The 13,540-nt window shown below is 65.4% G+C and carries 12 protein-coding genes, 2 tRNA genes and 2 pseudogenes; 7 read left to right on the forward strand and 9 right to left on the reverse strand.

All coding sequences use genetic code 11. The annotated features are described in order from the left end of the window. The first annotated feature begins 12 nt into the window (after window positions 1-12). Window positions 13-744 carry an Nmad3 family putative nucleotide modification protein gene (locus ACTF4R_RS10140; protein ID WP_440007726.1) on the forward strand — a complete coding sequence of 244 codons (732 nt, stop codon included), beginning with the start codon at window positions 13-15 and terminating at the stop codon, window positions 742-744. 87 nt (window positions 745-831) lie between these two features. Here ACTF4R_RS10140 and ACTF4R_RS10145 read toward each other — a convergent pair whose 3' ends face one another. From ACTF4R_RS10145 to ACTF4R_RS10155, 3 genes are all read right to left on the reverse strand, one after another. Further along, window positions 832-3,387, reverse strand: a complete 2,556-nt coding sequence (locus ACTF4R_RS10145) for a bacterio-opsin activator domain-containing protein (RefSeq protein ID WP_440007727.1) — start codon at window positions 3,385-3,387, stop codon at window positions 832-834. Window positions 3,388-3,562: 175 nt separating this feature from the next. Continuing rightward, window positions 3,563-4,687, reverse strand: a complete 1,125-nt coding sequence (locus tag ACTF4R_RS10150) for a TasA family protein (protein ID WP_440007728.1) — start codon at window positions 4,685-4,687, stop codon at window positions 3,563-3,565. Between the two features lie 92 nt (window positions 4,688-4,779). Further along, window positions 4,780-5,649, reverse strand: coding sequence for a SipW-dependent-type signal peptide-containing protein (locus tag ACTF4R_RS10155; RefSeq protein WP_440007729.1), 870 nt, complete (start codon window positions 5,647-5,649; stop codon window positions 4,780-4,782). A gap of 462 nt (window positions 5,650-6,111) precedes the next feature. Here ACTF4R_RS10155 and ACTF4R_RS10160 point away from each other — a divergent pair, with 462 nt between their 5' ends. Genes ACTF4R_RS10160 through ACTF4R_RS10170 form a run of 3 tightly spaced genes read left to right on the forward strand, consistent with a single transcriptional unit; the run spans window position 6,112 to window position 7,648 of the window. Then, window positions 6,112-6,708 (forward strand): DUF7344 domain-containing protein, encoded by a 597-nt coding sequence (locus ACTF4R_RS10160; RefSeq protein WP_440007730.1) that lies wholly within the window; start codon window positions 6,112-6,114, stop codon window positions 6,706-6,708. Further along, window positions 6,705-7,301 (forward strand): signal peptidase I, encoded by a 597-nt coding sequence (locus ACTF4R_RS10165; protein ID WP_440007731.1) that lies wholly within the window; start codon window positions 6,705-6,707, stop codon window positions 7,299-7,301. Before ACTF4R_RS10160 ends, ACTF4R_RS10165 begins: the two co-directional genes overlap by 4 nt. Further along, on the forward strand, window positions 7,298-7,648 hold the full coding sequence (locus tag ACTF4R_RS10170) for a hypothetical protein (protein WP_440007732.1): 351 nt from the start codon (window positions 7,298-7,300) through the stop codon (window positions 7,646-7,648). The genes ACTF4R_RS10165 and ACTF4R_RS10170 overlap by 4 nt, the downstream gene beginning before the upstream one ends. Window positions 7,649-7,721: 73 nt before the next feature. Here ACTF4R_RS10170 and ACTF4R_RS10175 read toward each other — a convergent pair. Further along, window positions 7,722-7,792: transfer RNA gene (locus ACTF4R_RS10175), tRNA-Gly, on the reverse strand. A 281-nt stretch (window positions 7,793-8,073) separates the two neighbouring features. Here ACTF4R_RS10175 and ACTF4R_RS10180 point away from each other — a divergent pair. After that, complete coding sequence (locus ACTF4R_RS10180; protein ID WP_440007733.1) at window positions 8,074-8,871, forward strand: NAD+ synthase; 798 nt, start codon at window positions 8,074-8,076, stop codon at window positions 8,869-8,871. Window position 8,872: 1 nt separating this feature from the next. On the opposite strand, the gene ACTF4R_RS10185 is transcribed toward ACTF4R_RS10180, so the two are convergent. Beyond that, window positions 8,873-9,574 carry an enoyl-CoA hydratase/isomerase family protein gene (locus tag ACTF4R_RS10185; RefSeq protein ID WP_440007734.1) on the reverse strand — a complete coding sequence of 234 codons (702 nt, stop codon included), beginning with the start codon at window positions 9,572-9,574 and terminating at the stop codon, window positions 8,873-8,875. A gap of 60 nt (window positions 9,575-9,634) precedes the next feature. Between ACTF4R_RS10185 and ACTF4R_RS10190 the strand changes: the two genes are divergently transcribed. Both ACTF4R_RS10190 and ACTF4R_RS10195 read left to right on the forward strand, forming a co-directional pair. Then, window positions 9,635-10,312 (forward strand): DUF7114 family protein, encoded by a 678-nt coding sequence (locus ACTF4R_RS10190; RefSeq protein ID WP_440007735.1) that lies wholly within the window; start codon window positions 9,635-9,637, stop codon window positions 10,310-10,312. Between the two features lie 62 nt (window positions 10,313-10,374). After that, window positions 10,375-10,446, forward strand: a tRNA-Thr gene (locus tag ACTF4R_RS10195). A 47-nt stretch (window positions 10,447-10,493) separates the two neighbouring features. On the opposite strand, the gene ACTF4R_RS21175 is transcribed toward ACTF4R_RS10195, so the two are convergent. The 4 genes and pseudogenes from ACTF4R_RS21175 to ACTF4R_RS10210 all read right to left on the reverse strand — a co-directional run bounded on the left by ACTF4R_RS21175 (window position 10,494) and on the right by ACTF4R_RS10210 (window position 13,446). Further along, a complete protein-coding gene (locus tag ACTF4R_RS21175; RefSeq protein WP_473965265.1) occupies window positions 10,494-10,634 on the reverse strand; it encodes a DUF8105 family protein in 141 nt (46 codons plus the stop codon). 218 nt (window positions 10,635-10,852) lie between these two features. Then, a pseudogene (locus ACTF4R_RS10200) lies at window positions 10,853-11,206 on the reverse strand (hypothetical protein); the annotation flags it as partial. Between the two features lie 83 nt (window positions 11,207-11,289). Then, window positions 11,290-11,561: pseudogene (locus ACTF4R_RS10205) on the reverse strand (DUF7558 family protein). A 721-nt stretch (window positions 11,562-12,282) separates the two neighbouring features. Next, the gene (locus tag ACTF4R_RS10210) at window positions 12,283-13,446 is read right to left on the reverse strand and encodes an ABC transporter permease (protein WP_440007736.1); all 1,164 of its coding nucleotides are present in this window, start codon (window positions 13,444-13,446) and stop codon (window positions 12,283-12,285) included. Window positions 13,447-13,540: the final 94 nt, after the last annotated feature.

Below are 13,540 nucleotides of genomic sequence, written 5' to 3' on the forward strand. Positions count from 1 at the left end.
CGACGACTCGACATGCCCCGCGCCGTCGCGCTGAACGTCGCCGCCAACACGAACGAACCCGGAGTTCGCGGTCCCGTCTACCCCGACGGGCGATTCGAGTACGTTCCCATCCCCGAGTCCGAGCCCACCGGCGAACCGGTGCCGACGTACGCCGACCTGGACCTCGACGTCGACCTGCCGGACGGCGCGAGCGAGCGCCCCGTCCACCTCGACCCGGAGTTCGCCGAGTACCCCTGCTGTGAGCGCTACACCTACGGCGACCCCTTCGGCGTGAAGGCGCGACCCCTCCTCGACCTCGCCGCGGGCGACTACGTCTTCTTCTACGCGACGCTCACGACGAGCGGGGCCGACGACGACCGGCGAGACTGGGTCGCCGACGACTGGGGGGCGTACCTCGTCGGGCAGTTCCGGCTGGCGCGCGACCCCCTCGACGGCGAGGCGTTCGCGGCGCTGTCCGCGGACGAGCGCCGCCCCTTCCGGAACAACGCCCACGTCAAGCGCGAGCCGTTCGACGCCGCCGTGCTCCTGCTGGGAGACGACGACGGGTCGGCGCTGTACGAGACGGCGGTCCCGCTCAGTCGTCCCGACCGGGGGACGGCGGCGAACCGCGTGGTGACCGACCTGTCGAGCGACTCCGGGAAGGGACCGTGGTGGCGGCGACCGATGACGTTCGGAGAGCGCGAAACCGCGGAGCTACTGGCGATACGCGACGACGCGGCGTTCGAGCGCTGCTTCGACGACTGAGAGGCGTCCACGCCGACGTCCCCTCCCTCCTGCCGAGTCGCAGGTCTCGCGGTCACGCGGTGGCCCGCAGGTCGGTCGACCCGGCGCTCAGTCGCCCTCGAAGACGAGTTCGAACAGTTTGCGCTCGCCGCTCCGGACGTGACGGTTCACCGTCGGCTGTGACACGCCGAGGATGTCGGCGACGTCGCTGCCGGAGCTCTCGCGAGGCCACTCGAAGAAGCCGGCGAAGTACGCGGTCCGGAGCACCTCGGTCTCGCGCTGGGTGAGCCGCTTCTCGTAGACCGCCTTGAACTCCTCTTCCGTCTGGATCGGGCGGTCGAGTTCGCGGCGCGCGAGGAGTTCGGCTCCCTCGTACGTGTCGAGAAACATCTCCAGGAACGCCTTCACGTCGCCGTTCTGCGGGAGTTCGACCGTCAACTCGCCACCCTCGGGCGTCGCGATCAGTTCCGTCGGATGTGCGCCGTACTCCATCACCGACGTCAGGAAGCTCGACTCGCTGATGGTCGCCTCGAAGAAGAGATCGCCGTCGCGGTCGGCGATGAGGTTCAGGTCGTGGACGACCGACGTGTCGCGGGCGAAGCGTTCGGTCTCCTCGAACGACGCGCCGGAGACGGTGAAGAACGCGCGAAGCGACCCGTCGGCCTGCTCGACGAGCGCCTCGAACTCGAACCGACTGTCGGTCTGCCGGGCGAACTGGAGCGCCGTCACGTTCATGTCGGCGATGCTAAACCGTAGCTCGACGGCGGAGTCGCTGACGAGCGCTTTCTTGCGCTCGACCGCGTTGACGGCGTATCCTATCATCTCGCCGAGTTCCCGCAGCACGGCGACCTCGACGTCGTCGAAGACATCCGACTGGCCGGCGTAGAGATTCAGCACGCCGTAGAGCGTGTCCTTGTACACTAACGGGACGGAGATGCTCGCGCGGTAGCCGCGCCGGAGCGCCTCGGTCCGCCACGGCTCGAACGGCGGGTCGGCGTCGAGGTTGTTCTGGACCTGGGGTTCGTGCGTGCGCGCCGCGCGCCCGGCCGGTCCCTGCCCGGTCGGGCTCTCGTCGAACGTGACGGTTATCTCGTCCAGGTAGCCGCGCTCGACGCCCGCCGACGCCTTCGGGACTATCTCCCCGCCGACGGTCGCCTGCTCGCCGATCCACGCGAACCGGTACGGTTCGGCGTTCGCGAGCTGGGTGCAGATCGTCTGTTCTATCTCCTCGCGGGTCGACGCCTGGGTCAGCGACCGGGTTATCTCCCGTATGACGCTGTTGATTCGGTTGACGCGCGCCAGCGTCTCGGCCTGCGTCTCCAGTTCGGCCGTGCGCTCGCGGAGCGTCCGTTCGCGCTCCACCCGGTCCAGGGCCGCCCCGACGTTCGCGACGAATATCTGTGCCAGCACCGTCTCCGCCTCGGTGAACGCGTCCCGCTCCGTCGCGCCGCTGACGAACACGCCGTCCGTTCCGATGGGGAGGACGATGGCGCTCCGAAGCGACGTCTCCTCCTCCGGGATGTCCGCTTCGGCGAGCATGTCGTCCAGGATTCTCTCCTCCTGGGTGGCGTACACCTCCCACAGCACGTCGCGCTCCGACGCGAACAGCGAACCGTCGCCGACCAGCTGGGCGACGCCGGACGTCTCCGCGACCGGAGTGAGGCGTCCAGTCGTCTCGTCGTACAGTTCGATGCGGGCGATGGGTAGATCGAGCACCTCGTTGGCAGCCTCGACAGCGAGGTCACAGACAACCTGCGTCGTCTCCGCCGTCGCGAGGGCCTGCGCGAGTTCGTTGAGTCGCGCGAGTTGCTGCTCGCGGCGTTTACGCTCGGTGACGTCGCGGAGAACGCCGGTGAACAGGCGTTCGCCGTCGTCGACGTACTCGCTGAACGAAACGCTGAGCGACACCTCGTGCCCGTCCGCGTGCTGGCCGGGCAGCTCGACGCCGTCCCAGTCGAGGTGGCGCTCGTCCGTGTCGAGGTACCGCTGGAACCCCTGCCGGTGGCGCTCGGCCAGGTCGTCGCTCATCACCGTCATCAGCGGCCGACCGACGATGTCCTCCGGAGCGTACCCCAGAACGTTCTCGATGGCCGGGTTGGCGAACTGGACGACGCTGTCGGTGTCGATGGTCAGGATGGCGTCCGGGGTCGTCGCGGCCAGGGCGGCGAGGTGGTGGCTCGGCTCCCTGGACTCCGCGTCGTTCCAGGCGTTGTCGTCCACGGACCAGTCGATTCGGTCCGTGGCGGTCTCACCCCCCTCCGAGGGACGTTCGGACCGTTCGGGAACGCTTTCGGTCCGGACCGACGGGAGGTTGGCGAGAAACCGGTCGAGAACGTCCACCGACTCGTCGTCGGCGTCGTGGACGTACTCGACGCCGGCCTCGTACGTCCGGGCGACGAGGTCGGAGTCGTACCGGGGCGTGTAGAGCACCGCCAGCACGTCCACGGGAGCGTCGGCAATCGACGAGAGAAACGGGAGACCGTCCGCGTCGGGCAGTTCCAGCCGACTGACGACGCAGTCGAACGACTCGTCCGCGAACCGCTCGCGCGCTCGTTCGGCCGAACACGCGATCTCCACGGAGAGAGACGAACGCCGCCGTTCGAGCGACTCCGCGACGTCCGGATCGCTGGCGACGTACAGCACTCGCATCGATTCTTCACACATGGAATTTCATCCGACTGCTCACTTCACGTTCACTCGTTTCTCCACGTAAAAAAGTGACGCGGCCGTTCGATATCGAACCTGTCGAGTTCGTTTCACTCGACGGTAGCCGGAACGACGCGGACCGGGCCGACCGGTCGACGGTTTCGCGGAAAAAGCTGTGAGTACGGAGGTGCGTTCAGGCGTTCCCGTCGAAGGGATTCCTCGGTTCGTCCTTGTGTCGGCACTGCTGGGCGTGGAACTTCAGGTCGAAGGAGACGGAGTCGCTCTGGACCTCGTTACCGACCTCCTTCGGCAGTTCCCACGAGAACCCGATGTACTGGGTCGTCGAGTTGGGCCAGCAGTCGTCGCCGTCGCCGTTACCGCCGTCGCCGTCCTCGCAGCAGTAGAACTGGACGTTGCTGATCTCGTAGTACGTCCGGTTCTCATTGCCGGTGTTCTTCGGAGCGTAGTCGATGCCCCCAGACGTAGCGCAGTCGTACTCGTAGGTAGCGGTCGAGGGACCACCCTTCACCGCCACGAGGCAGATATCGGTACTGCTCTCCCACTCGACGCCGACGACCTCTCCGGCTTCACGCTCCACGGCGGTAATCTCGACCTCGCCGTTCGGACCGGCCGTGTCGCCGACTGCCGGCGTCTTGTCTATCTTCCACTCGTCGCTCGTCAGACACTCGCCACCGTTGCCGCCACCACCGCCGTCGCCGTCCGAGGTCTGATCTCTGAGCAGTCGGCCGTCTTCGAGTTGCGCCATCACGTCCCGGAGGGTCCCGCTGGCGATGGGGAGTTCGCCCTCGTCGAACACGTTGTTGCCGCCGTCGGGGTCCTCCTCCGTCCCGTCGTACCACACGTCGACGAGGATCTCGTCGGCGAGTTCGCCGCTCCAGTCGTCGCCGCTGTCGGGGCCCTTGGGGTCGTCTTCCTCCTCGGCCTTGCTCTCCGGTTCGTTCACGCCGTTCTCGGCGTTCGACGTGAGTTCGCCCGCCATGTGGACGAAGGCCGGATTGTCGAAGACGTGGAGGCTGATGGTCGCCTCGCCGTAGTCGCCCGGCTTCACGTCGCCGAGGTCGAAGATGGGACCGGGATTACTGGTGAGGTCCTGGTCTTCTATCTTCTCTCCGTTGTAGTGCTCTACCCAGTCGATTTCCAGGTCCAGTTCGCCGGCGGTGAACGTGTTTCCTGTGCTCTTCTCCTTGTCGTTGAAGTACGCCATCGTACCCGCACCACCGAGTGCGGCACCGGTACCCATGGCTCCGAACGCTCCGAGCAGTTTCCGTCGTGACAGGTCGAACTTGTCGTCAGTCATGTTTCGATATCCCCGAGTGGGGAAGACCCGCCGGAGGAGTCGAACCCCCGTCGCGCCGACGCGGGTCGAAAAGCGCGAGAGGAGTTCGAACTCTAGCTGTCGTCGTTAGCGAACGGGTTGTACTCAGATGGAGTGTCGAGGTGGCGACACTGGACGGCACCGAACTTGAGGGCGAACTTCACCCTGTCCGACTGAATCTCGTTGCCGACGCTCTTCGGAATCCACCAGCAGAACCCGTAGAAGTAGGTGCTGGAGTTGCGGAAGCACTTGCCATCCTTACCTTTGTTTGTCTTACCGTCGAGAAGGTACCCACCGTGGAGTTTGTTCTTGCAGAGGTCCTTGAGCGTCGTCTTGAGAATCAGGTTGCCCGGATTGACCGACTCCAGGTTCCGGTCGCCGGGATACCTCGGACTCTCCGCAGGGTGGATTTCGTGCTTGTACTCGTCTTGATTTGCTGCCTGGTGTTCGCCACGGATGAGGGGGAACCGGAGCAGCGCGACCTTGATGTTCTCCGCGAGTTCGCCGCTCCACTTGGTGCCGCTGTCGCGACCCTTGGGGTCGTCTTCGCCCTCGGCCTTGCTCTCCGGTTCGTTCACGCCGTTTTCGGCGTTCTTCTTGAGATCACAGCCAGCCCACACGTACGCGGGATTGTGGAACACGTGGAGGCTGATGAGACCACAACCCCAGTCACCGGGCTTTGCGTCGCTAATCTCGAAGATGGGACCGGGGTTGTCCGTCAGCCGCCTTCTGCTCGAGTCGCGGCCAGCTATCCCCTGGTGATACTTCTGCCACCAGTCGATCTTCAGGTCGAGCTTCCCGGCAGTAACCGTGTTGCCTGCACTCTTCTCCTTGTCGTTGAAATACGCCATCGTGCCTGCGCCGCCGAGAGCGGCTCCGGCACCGATACCGCCGAGTCCGAGCAGTGCTTTGCGTCGCGTCAGGTCGAGTTTGTCGTCCGACATGGTTGGTCACCTGCCCTCGACCGCGTCGCCGCCCGAATGGCGTCTCACCCGGCCGAGGATGCGATTCCTCGTTGCACGGACACCCCGGTATATATACGCTCGAAGGTGGTCCGATAGACGACCCCTCGCGGTCCGATACGGACCGCATCAGGCGACCATACGTATCGTATCAGTCGTGTGCATTGTTCACACAGTGGACCGATACGGAGCGTCTCGGGCGGTGATACACCTCGTATATCGTCGTCCGAGAAAGCGATTCCGCGATTTCGGCCGATATACACGTTCTGTACCGGTAGATTCGCCTGTGATATTTCACTCCAATCCCCGCCGGAGACTATAAAATATATTATAATTCACTATTTATAACCTGTATAACTATCTTGACCACGATTGCAGTGATTGTCGGGTGTGTCACATGATTGGAGAACACGAATACGGAACAAGAACGGACGACTCGCACGAATGATGAGCGCGACCGCCAGATCGTCGTCGAAGACCGCGCCGCTCGACGGGGACGACTCGGACGACTCGGACGACCTCACGCAGGACGTCGCCTTCAAGATGTTGAGCTGCCGCCGGCGGCGACACGTCGTGCACTACCTCCTGCAGCGCGACGACGACGTCTCGCTGCACGAGCTTTCGAAGCGAATCGCCGCCTGGGAGAACGACGTCCCGTTCGAGGAGGTCACCTACGAGCAGCGGATGCGCGTCTACACGGCGCTCCGACAGTCGCACCTGCCGAAGATGGACGACAAGGGGGTGGTCGAGTTCGACCCTAGTGCCGGCGAGGCCCGGCTCACCGAGGACGCCACGAAACTCGAAGTGTACCTCGACATCGTCCCCCACGACGAGATACCGTGGAGCAGTTACTATCTCGGCCTCGGGGTGCTGTCGGCGGTGCTCGTGACGGTCGCGGGACTCGGGGTCTTCCCGTTCGACCTGTTGCCGGGCATCACCTGGGGCTTCGTCGTCACCGGACTGTTCGTCGCGTCCGCGCTCGCACACCGGCACCACGACGAGCAGTACCGCCTCGGCGGGGAGGGTAGTCCGCCAGTATGAGCGGGGGCGGTCTCTCGTCCAGTCTCCGGCGGCTCTCGGAATCGGTGGACGCGAAGCGAATCGCCCGCGTCGGCGCTCTGGCGCTGCTCTGTGCCGGCGTCCTGCTGACCGCCGTCGTCGCGTTCCCGCAGGTCGTCGGCGCGAGCGAAAGCTACGTCGTCCTGTCGGGGAGCATGAGTCCGGCGATACACTCGGGAGACGTCGTCGTCGTTCGGGACGTGCCCGCCGAATCCATCGAGAAGGGGGACGTCATCACCTTCGAGCGTGCGTCGGACGCCCGCCCGGAGCGCACCACCCATCGCGTCGTGGCGGTGAACCACCGCGGTGGCGAACCGGTCTTCCGGACGAAAGGCGACGCCAACGAGGATCCGGACGCGAGACCGGTCCCGGCCGACGACCTGGTGGGTCGGGTCTGGTTCACCCTCCCGTACGTCGGCCACTTCCTGCTGTTCGCCCAGTCGAAGCTGGGGCTCGTCTCGCTGGTCATCGTCCCCTCGGCGCTGCTCGTCGTCAGCGAGGCGTACTCGCTCGCGAGAGCCGCGTTCGGCGACGCCGGAAGCGACGCTACCGAAACCCCGGAGGGCAACCCGTGAACTCGCTACGTACCGTCGTCGCGCTCGCGCTGGTCGCACTGTTCGCACTCGGAATCGCCAACGTCGGCGTCACCGGGAGCGTGCTGTCGGACTCCGAAACCATCGACGCCGGTCCCGTCTCCGTCGAGGACGGAACGACGACCGACGATAGCTCGACGGGAGTCACGACGGAAGGGAACGGGACGGTTACCACGACCGCGGCGACCACCACGGCTACGGCGACCGCCACCACCGCTGAAACGACGACCGTGAGTGAAACGGCGGTGAACGAAACGACCGACGGAACGACTCGCACGGCGTCCGGCGGTGAGACCACCGGAACGACCGGTGGTTCGACGTCCGGGTGACTCCCGCGAGCCAGTTCCTTTTCGCTCGATACGTCGCGGGGACGGCGCCCTGTGACGTAACGGTCCGAAAAAGTGCGCCGGCCGGGAATTGAACCCGGGCTATGAGCTTGGGAAGCTCATGTCCTACCACTAGACCACCGGCGCTCGCTCACGTTCGTTCGCTCGCCCCGATTCCTCACTCGTTACCGGTCGTGAGGACACCGGCGCTCGCTTCGTTCACGCCGAGGCTCGCAAATCCGTCGGATTCGCTCACCGCCGGCGCGTGAGGTCGTGCCGGGCGGGCAGACGAACGGTATCGTCGGACCACGGCACGACTGTCGCGTCTGGACGTTCATTCCGACGTCACTTCAACGTAGCGTTTGACCGTTCGTCCAGAAATATCGCGGGCGGGGAAGCTTTAGTCGTCGTCGTCCGTACTGTCGTCCATGGTCGACCTGACGCTGTCGGAGGCGGAACTGGAACGCCACAGGGAACACGTCACTGCGTTCGTCCGCGAGAAAGTCGAGGAGGCGGGAGTCGACGGAGCGGTCCTGGGGCTTTCGGGCGGCATCGATAGCACGCTGACTGCCTACCTGACCGTCGAGGCGTTAGGTGAGGAGAACCTCCACGGGCTGGTGATGCCCGGCGCGGTCAGCAGCGAGGAGAACATGAGCGACGCCGAGCGCGTCGCCCAGGAACTCGGAATCACCTACGACGTGTTCGAGATAAACCCCATCGTCGACCGGTTCCTGGACGCCTATCCGGAGGCGCAAAGCGACAGGCTGGCGGTCGGGAACGCTCGCGCCCGGACCCGGGGGGTGTTGAACTACCTCGTCGCGAACCACGAGGGTGCGCTGGTAATCGGGACGGGCAACCGCACGGAAGCGGCGGTGGGCTACTTCACGAAGTACGGCGACGGAGCGGTCGACTGCCACCCCATCGGCAACCTCTACAAGCAGCAGGTCCGCCAGCTCGCGAAACACGTCGGAGTGGCCGAGGACCTCGCGGAGAAGGAGCCGACCGCCGGTCTCTGGGCGGGCCAGACCGACGAAGGTGAACTCGGCATGGACTACGACACGCTCGACGCCGTCCTCGCGCTCCACGTCGACGGCCCGCTGTCGGTGACCGCGACCGCCAGGCAGGTCGAGAGCGCGAGCGAGGACGACGTCCGACGAATCCGGGCGATGTACGAGCGGAGCGAGCACAAGCGCAGCGTCCCGGCGTCGCCCGAACCGCTGCAGTAGTTCACCGCTCGCGACGCGCCGCGATGGCCGGTCCGTTCTCCGCGACGAGGTCGCCGAACGCGTCGGCCTCGCGGGCGGCCTGTGCGTCGACGGCGTCGTCGTCCCGAACGCGCTCTTTGACCACCCGGAGAGCGGCGGGGTCGTTGTCGGCGATCTCCCGGGCGACCGCGACCGGGTCGTCGACGACTCGCGAGACGAGTCCCATCCGACGTGCTCGTTCGGCGTCGACGGTTCGCCCCGAGAGCGCGAGGTCGAGCGCGTCACCGCGGCCAACGACGTCGGGCAGTCGCGCGGTGCCGCCCCACGCGCCGAAGATACCGAGCTTCACGCCCGGTTCGGCGAACGTGGCCGCCGGCGTCGCGACGCGGACGTCGCAGGCGAGCGCGAGTTCGACGCCGCCACCGCGGGCAGCGCCGTCGATTCCGGCGACGACGACGCTATCGGCGTCCTCGATGGCGTCCGCGGTGCGCTGTCCGCGCTCGGCGAACGCCACCGCCGACTCGCGGTCGAGGTCCGCGACCGCGTCGAGGTCGGCACCGGCGCAGAACGCCGACCCCTCGCCCCGCAGGTGGACGACGGGCCGGTCGGCCCCGGCGACGGCGTCGGCGAGGTCGTCGAGGCCGTCGCGGGTGAGCGCGTTGCGGCGCTCGGGGCGCGAGAGGGTGACGGTGCGGAGGTTCGGGCCGTCGGCGACGTGAATCATGTGCCGTAGTTGGGGTCGGTTTCCAAAGGTCTTTGGCAGTTCCGTCGTAACCCACCGACGATGCAAGAGGCCGTCCGGGCTCGCGGGGCAGCGCGCGAGGCAGTCCGGGACATTACGCCGGACCATCTCCGCGAACACATCGACGAGTTGCTCGAATCGTCGGCGATGACCCCGGGCGTGCTCGCGCTGCTGAGCGCTCGCGCGGTCGACGGAGCGACGGGGGCGACGAGTGGCGTCCGGACTCGTGCCGCCGGCGTCCAGCTGATCTACGAGGGACTCCGGCTCACGCGCTCGCTCGGGGCCGACGAGCCGTGGACCGGAGAGGGACCCCACACGGAGAGCGACGTCGCCATCCTCGCGGCCGACGTGATGGTCGCCCGGGGATTCTACATCCTCGCGCGCACCGAGGCCGCCGACAAGGCCGTCGAGACCGTCCAGTCGTTCGGTCGCGACCAGACCACGCCGACGGCGGACGACCGCGCGCTGGAGACCGACGTGTTCGAACTCGCCATCGTCGCCGGGACGACCGTCGCGGGCGCCGACGCCCCGGCGAAGGCGGGCGAGTACGCCGCCGAACTCGCGGCGTCGGTGGTCGGGAACGGGTCGACGTCGGCGCTCTCGGACGCCGACGCGCTCGGTCCGCTTCCCGACGACGCCGAGGAGACGCTGGCGAAGCTCTCCCGCAGCCACGCCGGCGGCATCGAGGAGCGACGGTCCTCTTCGGTCACCGATCCCTGACCCGAATCGAAACGCCTAAAGACGGTTCGCGTGTACGGAAGAATGCGTTCCAGCGGACAGGTGCCTGGGTAGCTTAGCGGTAAAGCGCGTCCTTGGTAAGGACGAGAGCCCGGGTTCAAATCCCGGCCTAGGCTTGTTGTACTTTGGTTACATCGTGGTTATGAGTTGTTGGTGACAATCGTCACTCCGGAGGATGACGACCGCGCGGTTGAGTTGAATCGTCTTCGTCGGAGGCGAGCAGTGCATCCGCCACTGATGCTGAGAGCGACTGGTCCGGCCCCACGTCCATCGTGACGGGCCCGCCACACGCCGGGCACTCCATACCGAGTACCACTGCCGCTTTCAATATATGGAGGCAGTGTGATTCAGTCACATGGTCGTCGGGGCTGTTGCCGTAGCAAGACGGGTATGGTCAGAGAACGGGTTTGAGAGCGTCTCAGGCGGAGCAGGCCGAGTGCCTCGGGGTCGTTCGAGAGAGCGAAGGTCTCTCGTGATGACAAGACGCCGTCGGCGTCTCGAACCACGTGACCCCGAGGTGGTTCACTCTAGGAGCGCCAGCAATTGCGCGACATAGGGGCTGTTCTCCCACCTCCGATGCGGGCTAATCGTCACGATGAGTGTTCGTGCCTCCTCGTGGGTCATGTGGTCGTTGCGGGCGTAATCACAGAGCAGTCGCGGTGTCGGGACGATGCGCGAGCCCTGCAGGACCGCATGGATGAGCGCGAAATTCGTCCCGCCGAACTCGTCGGTCAGAAACCCGTCGACATCTAGAGTGTTCACGAGAACGATGCCGTCGATTTCACCATCGTTAAGGCCGAACGTCGGCCGCGATTCGGGCGTGTCGCCTCGCTCGTAGGGATCGTCGACCGTGTAGTGGGTGCGAGCGGCGAGGACACACCAGGGCAGGAGACGTGTTGGGACGGGTTGGTCGGTGGCTACTGCGGCGTGGCGTCACGAACGAGATGCTCGTCGAGATTTCACGGCCAGTATGGTGCCGCCCCACCGGGACTACAGCGGACACAGCTGCAACGGGCCCTAGAGATGTCCGAGTTCGACCCGAAACCGTGTGAGTGCGGTGAGCGTGTCGACAACCAGTCCACACCCATCGCAGGCATGGTGATCACGCTTGTCGGGATTGAGATGCTCCTGGACGGCACAGTCGACGCAGATTGGATGGGTGACGCGCTCGTCCTGTCGCGGACCCGGGCACTGCTTCACAGAAGGCATAGCCGGAGAGTGTCTGCTGCATTACGCGGCCGGGCAGGCCGCCTCCGACAGTCGGCTCGATGCTGGCGCTGTTCATGATCGGAATCGCAGGACGAGAACCGATTATGAAAGTTCTCCCCCGGTTTCGAGGCGTCGAACCGGGTTCATAATCGGCTCAAACGTCCGCAAGTAGACTGTGAAGAGAGAGTGGAAGGGGAACTAGGAAAACGAGATTGAAGGGGGATGACGGGGGTGAAACCGCTGGTATCAGTGGAGAGACGGCGTCTCGGTGCCATATGGTAGCCTACTGTTGAGTACCACTGCTGGAATTACCCCCGGAGTACCCTGGGCGTCAATCTTCATAATCGGGTTCCGTCTAGCGATTTCAGTGCTGGAAGGTGCTTCACTCCCGGTGTACACGCTGACAGCAAAAACCACCAGACGCAACCGCCCCCCGCTCATAGACACCACTTGCGAATCCACCCAGCAATCTCATTTGCTCTCCGTCTCGCACCTTACTCCGTTCTCAAACACACCACACAGTCTTCTTGCGGTCCCGAGAGCCGATTATGAACGACCGTCGAACCGCGCTCAATGCAGAAGAAGGCCGTGCGACGCCGGGGCGGCCGTGACGACGATTAGGAATCTCACTCCGTTTTCGGGGGCGGTTGTGGACTCACTCGGCCGACTGTCCCATATTGGAATTTGTGGATCACTCCTTCGTAGCTGAGTTATTGGTTCCGCCATCTGACCGGAATTCGCCGCTACACGTCCCCGCGGGGGTCGAGCACGTCCCGGAGCGCGTCGCCGAACACGCTGAACGCGACGACGGTCAGCGAGAACGCGGCGACGGGGAAGACGACGGGCCACCAGACGGTCTGCCAGTCGCCGCGGAGGCCGTAGGCGATGGTCTCGCCGAACGACTGAATCATGATGTCGTTGAGTTCCATGTAGGCGATGGCTGCCTCCGCCAGCAGCAAGGTGGGAATCTGGCGCGTGACGGCGGTGACGACGGTGCTCGAGACGTTCGGCAGGATGTGGTGGCGGATGACGTGGAAGTCGCTCGCGCCCGCGTTGCGCGCGGCGACGACGTACGGCTCCTCGCGGCGCTGAATCACCTCACTCCGGACGAGTCGCGCCGCGCTCCCCCAACTCGTCAGCCCGAAGACGAGCACGACCAGGAAGAGGCTCGTGTGAAAGAGGAATATCAGGACGAGATAGACGACGAACGAGGGGACGGTCTGCTGGACGTCGACGTATCCCATCAGGAGCCTGTCCGTCCAGCCGCCGCGGTAGCCGGCCAGCAGTCCGACGCCGGTCGCCAGCGGCACGAGGAGCATCGACGTGACCAGGGCGACGACGAGGCTCACCCGGAAGCCTGCGACGATGAGCCGGAGGACCCCCTTGCCGTCGGCGTTCGTGCCGAGCGGGTAGCGCAACGTCCCGTGACAGAGCCCGTTCGATATCTCTCCGAGGCAGTACAGGGGGTACAGTGAGTCGACGGAGAACAGGAGCGGCGGCTGTGATGCGTGGGAGAACTCGATGTCGGGGGCGAACGCCAGCGGACCGAACGTGCCCACGAGCAGGAAGCAGACGAGGTAGAGGAGGCTGGCGACGGCCGCGTTGTTCGACCGGAGGCGACGCCAGTACCGGCGGGTGCGCTTTCGGTCGGTCACCAGCGGTACGACGACGAAACAGGCGAACGCGAGTAGCGAGAGGACGAACAGCCAGGTGATGCGTTCGGGGTCCAGTCGGCCGAATATCTCGTCCTGACGCGTGAGGACGAGGAGGTCGTACGCGAAGAGGACGGCGAGCAGTCCGGTCCCGGCGAGAAAGACCTTCGTCCGGGTCGCGAACCCGCGCCGCCCGCCGTCCAGCGACTCCCAGTCGATGCGCTCGAACTGTTCGTCGGCGGACCCGGTGGCCATCGATACGGAGCGGTCTCGGCCCGTCGTGAAAAACGTTTATCATAAGTGCGGCGAAGAATACGGTGACAGGGATGTTCACCAGCGTTTCCACCCT

Source organism: Halomicrococcus pelagicus (genome assembly GCF_051917725.1).
Lineage (GTDB): Archaea > Halobacteriota > Halobacteria > Halobacteriales > Haladaptataceae > Halomicrococcus.